The sequence below is a fragment of the Mesorhizobium sp. M0140 genome (assembly GCF_040322475.1).
In the GTDB taxonomy this organism is placed as follows: Bacteria; Pseudomonadota; Alphaproteobacteria; order Rhizobiales; family Rhizobiaceae; genus Mesorhizobium.
In genome coordinates, this window is the sequence record NZ_JAMYTM010000016.1 from 135618 (window position 1) to 147591 (window position 11974).

The 11974-nt window shown below is 64.2% G+C and carries 12 protein-coding genes; 2 read left to right on the forward strand and 10 right to left on the reverse strand.

The window, feature by feature from the left end; genetic code table 11:
* Nucleotides 1–12: 12 nt before the first annotated feature.
* From dhaM to NKJ37_RS18005, 10 genes are all read right to left on the reverse strand, one after another.
* Nucleotides 13–402, reverse strand: coding sequence for a dihydroxyacetone kinase phosphoryl donor subunit DhaM (dhaM, locus tag NKJ37_RS17960; protein ID WP_013528085.1), 390 nt, complete (start codon nucleotides 400–402; stop codon nucleotides 13–15).
* Complete coding sequence (gene dhaL / locus NKJ37_RS17965; RefSeq protein ID WP_023811614.1) at nucleotides 399–1001, reverse strand: dihydroxyacetone kinase subunit DhaL; 603 nt, start codon at nucleotides 999–1001, stop codon at nucleotides 399–401. Before dhaL ends, dhaM begins: the two co-directional genes overlap by 4 nt.
* A 48-nt stretch (nucleotides 1002–1049) precedes the next feature.
* Nucleotides 1050–2693, reverse strand: coding sequence for a dihydroxyacetone kinase subunit DhaK (locus tag NKJ37_RS17970; protein WP_023811615.1), 1644 nt, complete (start codon nucleotides 2691–2693; stop codon nucleotides 1050–1052).
* Between the two features lie 55 nt (nucleotides 2694–2748).
* Complete coding sequence (locus NKJ37_RS17975; protein ID WP_023811616.1) at nucleotides 2749–3762, reverse strand: ABC transporter ATP-binding protein; 1014 nt, start codon at nucleotides 3760–3762, stop codon at nucleotides 2749–2751.
* Complete coding sequence (locus NKJ37_RS17980) at nucleotides 3755–4867, reverse strand: ABC transporter ATP-binding protein (protein WP_023811617.1); 1113 nt, start codon at nucleotides 4865–4867, stop codon at nucleotides 3755–3757. Before NKJ37_RS17980 ends, NKJ37_RS17975 begins: the two co-directional genes overlap by 8 nt.
* A 2-nt stretch (nucleotides 4868–4869) precedes the next feature.
* Entirely contained in the window at nucleotides 4870–5076 is a 207-nt protein-coding gene (locus NKJ37_RS17985; protein WP_352439744.1) for a hypothetical protein, read from the reverse strand.
* A complete protein-coding gene (locus NKJ37_RS17990) occupies nucleotides 5073–6023 on the reverse strand; it encodes a carbohydrate ABC transporter permease (protein WP_023811619.1) in 951 nt (316 codons plus the stop codon). The genes NKJ37_RS17985 and NKJ37_RS17990 overlap by 4 nt, the downstream gene beginning before the upstream one ends.
* A complete protein-coding gene (locus NKJ37_RS17995) occupies nucleotides 6020–6967 on the reverse strand; it encodes a carbohydrate ABC transporter permease (protein WP_502902000.1) in 948 nt (315 codons plus the stop codon). The genes NKJ37_RS17990 and NKJ37_RS17995 overlap by 4 nt, the downstream gene beginning before the upstream one ends.
* A 112-nt stretch (nucleotides 6968–7079) precedes the next feature.
* The gene (locus NKJ37_RS18000; RefSeq protein ID WP_352774514.1) at nucleotides 7080–8411 is read right to left on the reverse strand and encodes an ABC transporter substrate-binding protein; all 1332 of its coding nucleotides are present in this window, start codon (nucleotides 8409–8411) and stop codon (nucleotides 7080–7082) included.
* 277 nt (nucleotides 8412–8688) lie between these two features.
* On the reverse strand, nucleotides 8689–9378 hold the full coding sequence (locus NKJ37_RS18005) for a PIG-L deacetylase family protein (protein WP_023811622.1): 690 nt from the start codon (nucleotides 9376–9378) through the stop codon (nucleotides 8689–8691).
* Nucleotides 9379–9406: 28 nt separating this feature from the next.
* On the opposite strand from NKJ37_RS18005, the gene NKJ37_RS18010 reads away from it, so the two are divergent.
* Both NKJ37_RS18010 and hrpB read left to right on the forward strand, forming a co-directional pair.
* Entirely contained in the window at nucleotides 9407–10297 is an 891-nt protein-coding gene (locus NKJ37_RS18010; RefSeq protein WP_023811623.1) for a DMT family transporter, read from the forward strand.
* Between the two features lie 47 nt (nucleotides 10298–10344).
* A partial coding sequence (gene hrpB, locus NKJ37_RS18015) for an ATP-dependent helicase HrpB (protein ID WP_352774516.1) occupies nucleotides 10345–11974 on the forward strand: 1630 nt, incomplete at its 3' end.

Here is an 11974-nt window from a genome sequence, read left to right on the forward strand (position 1 = left end):
CTTCCCGTTCACTCACGACGGCGACAATTCGTGCGCCGTCGCCACCACTTCCCTGAGCGAGGCGCCGCCTGAGGCCTCGGTCGCCGCCATCACCGCGCCTTCGACGATCGGCGCGTTGCAGACGATGATCTTGTGCGAGCGTGGCTCGCCGATCATCTCCACCGCCATTTCCGAGTTGGTCTCGGCACCGCCGAGATCGACCAGAATGGCGACACCGGCTTCCGACCAGGCCTTGTCGATGGCGCCCATGATCGCCTCGACATTGGTGCCGAGCCCGCCATGGCCGTTTCCGCCGCACCATGCAAGCGGCACTTCGTCGCCCACCATCTGGCGCACCATGTCGGCCGTGCCCTCGGCAACCAGCGGCGAATGCGAAACGATGACGATGCCGACATTGCTCATGGCTGACCTTCCAACGTTTCGACGATCGTGCGCACCAGAAGCGCGGTCGAACGTGCACCGGCATCCATGTGGCCGATCGAGCGGTCGCCAAGGAACGAGGCGCGGCCACGCAAGGCTTTCATAGGCACGGTCGCCTCGGCCGCCGCGTCGGCGATATCGGCGATTTCAAGAGCTGTCTTTCCCTGCAGCAGCGCGTCATGCACCGGCTGCAGCACGTCGAGCAGGGTTTTTTGTCCGATCTGCGATTTGCCCCGCGCGGCCACCGCTTCGATTGCCTTGCCGAACGCTGCCGTCAGATTGGCGCGATTAGGCGCCGCTGAAATCTCCTTGCCGAGCGCCAGGAACAGGGTGCCGAATAGCGGGCCGGAGGCGCCGCCGACCGTCATCACCAGCTTGGTGCCGATCGCCTTCAGGGCATCGGGCAGCGGTTTGGCCGAAAATGCTTCGGCTTCGGCGCGCACGGCCTCGAAGCCGCGCTTCATGTTCAGCCCGTGGTCGCCGTCGCCGATCGCCTGGTCGAGCGCCGTCAACTCCTCGGCGTGAGCGGCAATGGTATCCGCAGCGGCCGCGATCAGCCGGGCAAGGTTCAATGCCGCCATGTCACCCGCAGTATCGAAAGAACGCTCATTCGACAACTGGAGCATGAATCAGGCCGCTTCGTGGAGCGCGGCCGCCGCCGCGAAAACCTCGGCCACTGCATAGGCGCCGGGGTCGGCCACGCCTTGCAGCTTGCTGCCGACATAGGCGGACCGCCCGGATTTTGCCCTGTCCATGGCAGCGGTGGCCTCGGCACCATGGCGAGCCGCGATAGCCGCTTCGTCCAGGCTCTTGGCATCGAGCGCTCTGAGGGCAGGCTCCAGGGCATCGACCATTGTACGATCCCCCATCCTTGCGCCGCCATAAAAGGTCATCCGCTCAAGGCCGGCAAGCAGCGCCTTGGCCAAGCTCGCGCCGCTATCCAGAGCCTGCGCCGCCGCCGTGAAGAAGATCGACAGCAGCACGCCGCTGGAGCCGCCCATCGAGGCGCTCAGAATGTCGCCCATCGCGCCAAGGGTCGCCGCCGGCTCGGCAAGCGGCAGCGCATCAAGCCGCTCGAGGATGCTGCGCGCGCCGGTCGCCACCGTCGAGCCCGTGTCGCCGTCGCCCGCCTTGGCGTCGAGCCCGTTCAACGTGGTTTCCAGCGCGATCAGTCGTTCGCAGATGGTGACGAGAAGAGAGCGGGTCCGTGCATCCTGGCTGGGCTTGCGTGCCGCGCTCTGTCCGGCCGCTTTCGCCATCGGCACCACGGCAGGCGGCACAACCGGCTTTGCCGGCATCCAGGCGTGCGGACCGACCGGCGCCTGCAAGGCCGTCTCGCGCGCGGGGTCGAGCCGGATCAGCGACAGCGAGAAGCCGTTCATGTTGAGCGCCGTCATCAGCGGGCCCGGGCCGATCGCCAGCTTGATGGTTTTGGCCAGCGGCGAGGCAAGCACTGCGTTGGCGATAACGGACATTTCGAGCGGCGGCACCGAACCGAGATTATTGATCAGCAAGGCGTGGCCGGCCTTGGGATCAAGCCGTGCCGCTAGGCGCGCCGCCATGATCGCCACCAGCCTGTCGGCGCTCTGCACCGCAATCCGCTCGACGCCCGGCTCGCCATGGATGCCGAGGCCGAGCTCGCCATCGTTCTCGCCGAACCTGTCTTCGTGCGGCTGGCCGGGAATCGAGCAGGACGACAGCGACATGCCGAGCGAAACAACGTCCTTCGCTGCCGCTCGCGCGACAGCCGCTATATCGGCAAGATCGTGCCCGGTCTCCGACAGGTGGCCTGATATCTTGTGGACGAACAAGGTGCCGGCAACGCCGCGCGGCTGGGCAATGTCGGGCAGCGCGATGTCGTCGGCGACGATCACCATCTCGACGGCAAAACCCTCGGCGCGCGCCTTCTCTGCCGCGAGGCCGAAATTGAGACGGTCGCCGGTGTAGTTCTTGACGATCAGCAGGCAGCCGGCCGAACCGGTGACCGCGCGAATCGCTGCCAGCACCGCCTCGACGCTTGGCGAGGCAAAGATCTCGCCCGAAACCGCCGCCGTCAGCATGCCCTTGCCGACGAAGCCGGCATGGGACGGTTCGTGCCCGGCCCCGCCGCCGGAGACGACGCTGACTTTCGTCCTGTCCCAGTCGGTGCGCAGGATGACCTTGATCTCGGGATAGCCGTCGAGGCGCGCGAGATCGCCGGAGCCAATGGTCCGTAACAGGCCGTCGAGCGCCTCGGTGACGATCGTTTCCCTGCGATTGAAAAAGTGCTTCATCGAATTCGTCCCGTACTGGCAAAGTCAAAACCGGTGCTGAATCACCGAAAACCGCTCACATCAATCGCTGTCCATCGGCGTCGAAATACAGCGGCGCCCGGTAGCGGATCACCACTCTGTCGCCCTGCGCCAGATCCGTGTCGGGATCGGTCAGCGTCACCAGTTTCTTGGTCCCTACCGTCACATGCAAATGGTTCTGATCACCGAGATGCTCCACCCAGTCGACAACGCCGTCGGCGTGACCATTCGCGGCCTTCGCGATCGAAAGATGTTCGGTGCGCGCGCCGATCGTCTTGGTCCCGGCCGGTGCGCCGCCGTCAGGCAGCAGTCCGGTTGGCAGAAGATTGATCGCCGGCTGGCCGAGCCTTGCCGCGACATGCAGGTTTGCCGGCTCGGAATAGATGGTGCGCGGCGAACCGATCTGCACCAGCACGCCATCGGCAAGGATGCCGATACGGTCGGCCATGGTCATCGCCTCGATCTGATCATGCGTGACATAAAGCATGGTGGCGCCGAGTTCGGTCTGGATGCGCTTCAGCTCGAGCCTGAGATCGCCGCGCAGCTTGGCATCGAGCGACGACAGCGGCTCGTCCATCAGGTAGATCGAGGGCTTGCGCACCAGCGCCCGGCCGATGGCAACGCGCTGCATTTCGCCGCCCGAAAGCTTGGTCGAGCGATTGGCGAGCTTGTGATGGATGCGCACCATCCTGGCCACCTCCTCGACCCGGCGGCGGATCTGCTCTTCCGGCATCTTTCGGGCCGGTGAGCGCAGCGGGAAGGCGAGATTGTCGAACACCGACAGATGCGGATAGAGCGAATATTGTTGGAACACAAAAGCCGTGTCGCGCTCCGCCGGCGACAGTGTCGTGGCATTGTGTCCGCCGATCTCGATCGTGCCGGTATCCGGCCGTTCCAACCCGGCGATGAGCCGCAGCGTCGTTGTCTTGCCGGCCCCGGTCGGCCCGAGCAGCACGACGAATTCACCATCTGCTATGTGCAGGTCGAGGCCGTCGACGGCGACATGGTCGCCGAAACTCTTGGTCACGTTCTTGATGTGCACCTCAGCCATGCTGGGCCCTCCGCTCCGAGGCGACATCGTGGATCGCGGTTCTCACCGCGCGGCCGGACCCCTTCTCGAACAGCGACAGCCGCGCGCTGCTCAGCGTCAGGCCGACATGATCGCCGGTCGAGAGCCGGATTTCAGCCGGCACGCGCGCCTTGATGATGCCGTCCGCCGTCTCCACCGCGACGATCTGCGTGGTGCCGAGATATTCGGTGCCATAGATGGCGCCACGCAGCTTGGAGGCGTCGTCGAAGCGTATGTGCTCCGGGCGGATGCCGAGCGCCATGTCGCTCGGTGCGATGTCCTCGCGCACCTCCGGCACCGCCACCTTTGCACCTTGCACGATGATCTCCCTGGCGCCCTTGGCGAGTCCGCCGCCAAATCCCAGAAAGTTCATCGGCGGCGAGCCGATGAAGTCGGCGACGAACATGGTCGCCGGGCGGTCGTAGATTTCGCGTGGGCTTCCGAATTGTTCGATGACACCATGGTTCATCACCGCGATCTTGTCGGCCATCGACATCGCTTCCATCTGGTCGTGCGTGACATAGACCGTCGTGGCGTGGATGCGGTTGTGCAGCTCGCGCAGCTCGCGGACCATCAGATCGCGGAATTCGGTGTCGAGCGTGCCGAGCGGCTCATCCATCAGGAAGCATTTTGGCCGCCGCACGATGGCGCGGCCGAGCGCGACGCGCTGGCGGTCGCCGCCGGCCAGGCCGGAGACGGATTTGTTGAGCAGATGGTCGATGCGCAGCAGCTTCGCCGTCTCCTCGACACGGGTGCGGATTTCGGCCGAAGGCATGCCTTGCGCCAGGAGCGGGAAGCCGATGTTCTTGCGCACATTCATGTGCGGATAGAGCGCGAAGAGCTGAAAGACGAAGGCGATGTCGCGCTCGCGGGCCCGCAGCATGGTGACGTCGTCGCCGCCGAGCAGGATCTGGCCGCCGGTCGGCAATTCGAGTCCCGCGATCATGCGCAAGGTCGTCGTCTTGCCGCAGCCGGACGGGCCGAGCATGACGAAGAACTCGCCATCCTCGACAACGAAGTTGGAATCCTGCACGGCGACGAAATCGCCGAAGGCCTTTCTCAGGTGCTGGACGCGGATTTCGGCCATGATTATTCCGGGAATTTCGAGACGATGATGAACATCACGGTGCCGGCGAGCATGGTGATGAAGGAGTAGGTGTAGAGCGACAGCACGAAGGGCTGGAATAGCATCAGGAAGCCGATGGCGATCAGCGCCGTCGCGATGTTTTCCATCAGCCCGCGCCGTGCCCAGACCGGCCAGCGCGATTTGCGTTTATCAGGCTTGGTCAGGCTCATTTGCGCACCGCGCCGAAGGTGATGCCGCGCAGCAATTGTTTGCGAAGCAGGATGGTGAAGACCAGGATCGGCACCAGGAAGATCGTCGTGCCGGCCGCTACCGCCGGCCAGTCCTGGCCGCCTTCGCCGATGATGGTTGGGATGAAGGGCGGCGCAGTCTGCGCGGTGCCGGAAGTCAGGAGTGCCGCGAACGCATACTCGTTCCAGGCGAAGATCAGGCAGAAGATGGCGGTCGCGGCAATGCCGGTCGTCGCCTGCGGCAGCACTGTGCGCCAGAAGGCCTGCAGCCGCGTATAGCCGTCGATCATCGCCGCCTCCTCATATTCGCGCGGGATCTCATCGATGAAGCCTTTCAGCAGCCATACAGCCAGCGACACATTGACTGCCGTGTAGAGCAGGATCATGCCGAGCGCCGTGTCCGACAAGCCAAGCTCGCGGTACATCAGGTAGATCGGAATGGCGACAGCGATCGGCGGCATGAAGCGCGTCGACAGGATGAAGAACAAAAGGTCGTCGGCGAGCGGCACCTTGAAGCGCGAGAAGCCATAGGCAGACAGCGTGCCGAGGAACACGGCGCAGAAGGTCGAACCGAAGGCGATGATCAGCGAATTGACGAAGCGCGGCAGGAAGTTGGACGGGCCGGCGATCACCATGTTGCGCTTGCGCGTGGTCTCGTCGCAGAAGCCCGTCGCGGGACCCAGCGAGTTGATGTATTCCGGCGTCTGCCGCGTCCGCGTCGTGAACAGATTGCAGTAGCCTTCGAGGCTGGGCTGGAACAGGATCTTGGGCGGATAGGCGATCGAATCCGGCGGCGTCTTGAAGCTGGTGGCGAAGATCCACAGCAGCGGCACGATCGAGATCAGCGCGTAGAGCACGATGATCGTGCCGGCGATGCGCTTCGAATTCGTGGACGGTGCGACGACCGAGTGGGCAGTGGTCAGGCTCATCTCTGCTTCACCTTGTTGAGCGCCTTGACGTAGATGTTGGCCAGCCCGAACACCGCGACGAACAGGATGATGGCGAAGGCCGAGGAGTAGCCGGTGCGCCAGCTCTCAAAAGCCTGCCGCTTCAGCGTGATCGAGGCGACCTCGGTGGTCGAGCCCGGCCCACCGCCGGTCAAGAGGTTGACCATGTCGAACATCTTGAAGTTCTCGATGCCGCGAAACAGCACCGCCAGCATGATGAAGGGCAGCGCCATCGGCAGCGTGATCGACCAGAACTGCCGCCAGTTGGAGGCGCGGTCGACCTCGGCCGCCTCGTAGATGTATTCGGGGATCGAGCGTAAGCCGGCGAGGCAGATCAGCATCACGTAGGGCGTCCACATCCACGTGTCGACGATGATGATCGACCACGGCGCCAGCGACACGTTGGAGAGCATCTGGATATCGGTTGGCGGGATCCTCGTGACGAAGGAGATGGCGTAGGCGAACAGGCCGATCTGCGGCTCGTAGAGGAAGCGCCAGAAATTGCCGACCACCGCCGGCGACAGCATCATCGGCACCAGGATCAGCGTCGTCCAGAAGGCATGGCCGCGAAACTTCCTGTCGATCAGCCAGGCCAGCGTGAAGCCGATCAGCGTCTGCAACAGGATGGTCCAGAACACGAAATGCGCCGTCGTCTGCATGGCGATCCAGATATCCTTGTCGCCGAGGATGCGCTGGTAGTTGGCGAAGCCGAGATTCTTCACCACCTCGTTCGGCCGGTTGGCCCGGTAGTTGGTGAACGACAGATACATCGCCCAGAACAGCGGAAAGATGTTGATGGCCAGCAGCAACAGGATTGTCGGCGAGATGAACAGCCAGGCGAGGCCCTTGTCGCTGATGCCCCGGACCTTGCCGGCCAACGGTTCCGGGGTCGCCCGGGCAACGTTCTCCGCAGTCCGATTGAGCATGGTGAGTCCTGCTTCGGTCACTTGGTCGTCTCTGTCATGGAATTTATCTGAACTGCGTCCCGTGCCAAGGGCGGCACGGGACGCTAGGGCCCTAGCTCGGGAGGAGCCGGGGTTACATCTTGCCGTCGTCCTGGAAGACCTGCGTCCAGTCCTTGACCAGGCCGTCGAGCGCATCCTTGGCCGAGCCCTGGCCGGCCACGACATAGTCATGGAAGCGTTTCTGCGAAGCCTGCAGCAGCGGTGCGTAGCTCGGCTCGGCCCAGAAGTCCTTCACGATGGCCATCGAGTCGAGGAAGGTCTGCGCGTAGGGCTGGCTGGCCGGGAACTTCGGATCCTTGACCACCGCGTTGAGGCAGGAATAGCCGCCGAGGGACCACCATTTGGCCTGCACGTCCTTGTTGGCGAACCACTTGATGTATTTCAGCGCCGCCTCCTGCTTGTCGGAATAGGACACTACCGAGATGCCCTGGCCGCCGAGCTGGGCGAACTGCTCACCGTCGGGACCCTTCGGGTTGACGAAGTAGCCGATCTTGTCGCCGCCGACATTCTCGTCCTTCTGCAGGCCCGGCCATGTGAAGGCGAAGTTCATGTGCATCGCCACCTGGCCGGATTTGAAGGCATCGACGCCTTCGCCCATGTAGCTGTTCGACGCGCCCGGAGGGGTACAGCAATCATAAAGCGCCTTGTAGAATTCCAGGCCCTTCACCGACTTCTCGGAGTTGACGAAGCCTTCCATCTCGTAGGGCTTCTTCGGGTTTTCGTACTGGAAGCCGTAGCTGTAGAGCACGTCCATGGCGCCCATGGTGATGCCTTCCGAGCCGCGCTCGGTATAGATCGAGGCGCCGTAGACGGTCTTGCCGTCAATCTCGCGCTTCTGGAAGAACTCGGCGACCTGCTTCAACTGGTCGAAGGTGGTCGGCGGACCGAGATCCCAGCCGTACTTCTCCTTGAATTCCTTCTGCAGCTCCGGCTTGGAGAACCAGTCCTTGCGATAGGTCCAGCCGACGACGTCGCCCATGGCTGGCAGCGCCCAGTAGTTCGGCGTGTTCTTCGGCCATTCCGAATAGCCGACGACGGTTGCCGGCACGAAGTCGTCCATGCTGATCTTCTCCTTGTCGAAGAAGTCGTTCAGCTTGACATAGTGGCCGTTCTCGGCCGAACCGCCGATCCACTGGCTGTCGCCGATGATCAGGTCGCACAATTTGCCGTGCGAATTCAGCTCGTTGAGGAAACGGTCTGCATAATTGGTCCACGGCACGAACTCGAATTTCATGCCGATGCCGGTTTCCTTGGTAAAATCCTTGGACAGTTCGACAAGCGCGTTGGCCGGGTCCCAAGCGGCCCAGCACAGCGTCAGGTCTTCAGCGTGCGCGACATTCGAGACGGCTGTCGACGCTGTGATCGCCGAGGTCAGTCCCAACGCCAGTTTCAAGCTCGATTTCATGACTTCCTCCCATTTGCGAAACGCGCCCGGATGACGGTTTCAAAAAGCCCTCAACCCCTCTCCTCAGGGGCCCAAACATGGCGGCGCGGTCACGCTGCGGATGTTTAGTAATTTGTTTAGTGATGCAATTTTTACTAAACAAGGCAAGCGAATTCGTTGCTGCGCCGCAGCATGCTTATGGCGATGTCTGAAAACCTTGGGAAAAGCGCGGGTCGCTGGTCGGCCTACCGAAGCTCTTCAGGCCGATTCTGACCAGGACGTGGGGCAGCCTCGGTTTTCAATCCACCCTTCTGGTGCTCACCATCACCTTGCGGATTGGCGGCGCCGGCGGCAGCAGCGCGCGGATATCGGCGAACGGGAACGACGGTTCGAAACGGAACGCTTCGGCCGATGAGCCTTGCGCGCTGTTGCACTGGCCGGCGCGAAAGGCGTTCTGTGTCCGCGCGATGTCGACGAAGCGGTCGGGATCCTGCGACTGATGCATTCGGATCGCCTCAGCTTTGACGTCGGCATACCCGGAAATGTCGACGTAGTGCGTCGGCGAAAAACCGGTGCCGCCCATCGTGTCGGCATGCAGCACCGGGACGGCGAAAGACGCCGCGATGCGCACGCCGTCCGACAGCGCGCGATGGTCGGCGTGATAGTCGTTGGGCGCATGCGTGATCACCAGATCCGGGCCGGTTTGACCAATCAGTGCTTTCAGAGCTCCGATCAGCGCTGCATCGGCCACCAACTCGCCGTCCGGGAAGTCGAGGAAGCGTGGCATTGCGCCTACCAGCGCAGCCGCGGCCGTTGCTTCATCGCGACGGACACGAGCGAGAACAGCGGGATCACTCGTGCCGCCCCTGGCACCATCCGTGGCCATGGCAAAAGTGAGCTCTGCGCCTTGCGCGGCATAGGCGGCCATCGTACCGAACATGAAGATCTCGATGTCGTCCGGATGCGCACCGAGCGCTAGGATTTTCAAATCACTCTCTCCCCGGAACTGGAACAACGTGACGAACGGAATCCTGCTCGCCCTGATCGCCTACGCAAGCTATTCGGGCAGCGATGCCGTTGTCAAAAGCCTGGGCGGTCAGCTCACGATCTTCGAGATCGGCTTTTTCATAACCTTGTTCGCGGGCTTCTTCCTATTCTTCACGCGACCTGCGGGCGAACGCTGGCGCGATTTCTGGCGCACCAAAAGGCCATGGGCGGTGCAGGCGCGCGCCTGGGCGGGTATCGCTTCCGGCGTGCTCAGCGTCTACGCCTTCACCACCATTCCGCTGGCCGAGTCCTATGCGCTGATCTTCCTGGCGCCGCTCTGCGTCACCATCCTCTCCACGGTGATCCTCAAGGAGAAGGTCGGCCCCTGGCGCTGGCTGGCGGTGGTCGCCGGTTTTGCCGGTGTCATGCTGGTGGTGCGGCCTGGCTTTCGCGAGCTCAATCTCGGCCATCTTGCCGCCTTCGGCGTTGCCTTCCTCGCCGCCATCAGCGTCATCCTGATGCGCTCGCTGGCGCAGCAGGAAAAGCGCACCACCATGCTCGGCGTGCTGGTCGGTTGCGGCCTGCTGTTCAACGGCATCGGTGCCGCCGCCACCGCCTTCACTGTTCCCAGCGGAAAGCAGTTGCTGTGGCTGGCAATGGCCGGAGCCTTCACCGCAGGTGGACAATTCCTTCAACTGCTGGCCATGAAATACGCGCCCGCCAACCGCGTTGCGCCGACGCATTATTCGCAGATCGCCTGGGCGGTGGTCCTCGGCGCGTTGTTCTTCCAGGAATATCCGGACGGGCTGTCGCTGGTTGGTCTGGCGGTCGTTGGCGGCGCCGGCCTGTTGACCATGGTGCGGGAGGAAGCGCGGCTGGGCACCGTGCGCTGGAACCCGTTTTCGCGCACCCGGCTTTGAACCGTCTCTGGTTGCGCCGTGGCCACAACCGCTGATATGCGGGCGCCATGACCACAAAACCCCTGCCGGAGCTTCCTGTATCTGCCGTGCTGCCGGCGCTGAGGGAAGCGCTCGGCCATGGCAACAGCGCCGTGCTGGTGGCGCCGCCGGGCGCCGGCAAGACGACGCTGGTGCCGCTGGCGCTGCTTGACGCGCCTTGGCTCGGCGCCGGCAAGATCATCCTGCTTGAACCGCGCCGCCTCGCCGCCCGCGCCGCCGCCCGCCGGATGGCTGAATTGCTTGGTGAGGAACCTGGCGCCACCGTCGGCTATGCCATGCGCATGGAAAACCGCATTTCGGCAAAGACCAGGATCGTAGTCGTCACCGAAGGCGTGCTGGCGCGCATGATCCTCGACGATCCCGAATTGCCCGGCGTTTCGGCTGTCATTTTCGACGAATTCCACGAGCGTTCGCTCGATGGCGATTTTGGGCTCGCACTGGCGCTCGACGTGCAGGGTGCGCTGCGGCCGGACCTGCGCTTGGCTGTGATGTCGGCGACGCTCGACGGCGCACGTGTCGCCAAACTCATGTCGGGCGCGCCGGTGATCGAGAGCGAGGGTCGCGCCTTCCCTGTCGACATCCGCTATGACGAGCGTCCCGCCGGCATCGCCATCGAGGACGCGATGGCCAAGGCGATCCGCACAGCCCTTGCCGACGAGATCGGCAGCGTGCTTGCCTTCCTGCCCGGCCAACGCGAGATCGAGCGAACCGCCGAGCGGCTGGCCGGCAAGGTCGGCACTGAAACCGACATCGTGCCGCTCTACGGCATGCTCGACGGCAAGGCGCAGGACGCGGCGATCAAGCCGCCGCCGGCCGGCCGCCGCAAGGTGGTGCTGGCCACCTCGATCGCCGAAACCTCGATCACCATAGACGGCGTGCGCGTCGTCATCGATTCGGGCCTTTCGCGGCTGCCGCGCTATGAGCCGGCCAGCGGCCTCACCCGGTTGGAGACCGTGCGCGTCAGCAAGGCTTCCGCCGACCAGCGCGCCGGCCGTGCCGGACGCACGCAGCCAGGCGTCGCCATCCGGCTGTGGCGGGCCGAGCAGACGGCTGCACTTCCCACTTTCACGCCGCCGGAAATCCTCGAGGCCGATCTGTCCGGACTGCTGCTCGATTGCGCTGCCTTTGGCGTTGCCGATCCGGCAGGGCTCGCTTTTCTCGATCCGCCGCCTGTTCCGGCCCTTAATGAGGCAAAGGGGCTGTTGCGCGCGCTGGACGCCATCGACGAGACGGGGCGCCTGACGGAGGCGGGTGCAGCGATGCGCAAGCTCGCTCTGCCGGTGCGGTTGGCGCACATGGTTGCCGAGGCAGCCCGGAGCGGCCATGCCTTCGAGGCGGCGATGCTTGCCGTGCTGCTCACCGAACGGGGTCTTGGTGGCGACGGCGCCGATCTGGAGCGACGGCTGATGCGCTTTCGCGGGGAAAGATCTCCGCGCGCTACCGCCGCCAAGCAGCTCGCCGAACGGCTGGCGCGGCAGGCCGGCACCTCTTCACCCTCCCCCTTGTGGGGAGGGTCGATCCGCGAAGCGGAGCGGGGTGGGGGTAGGCCGAGCGCTGCAGCCCCCCCCCGGCGCCCCGCGGGCCGGGCGGCGGGCCGGCGGCGCGCGCCCCCACCCGGGGGTACAGGACGAGAGAGAC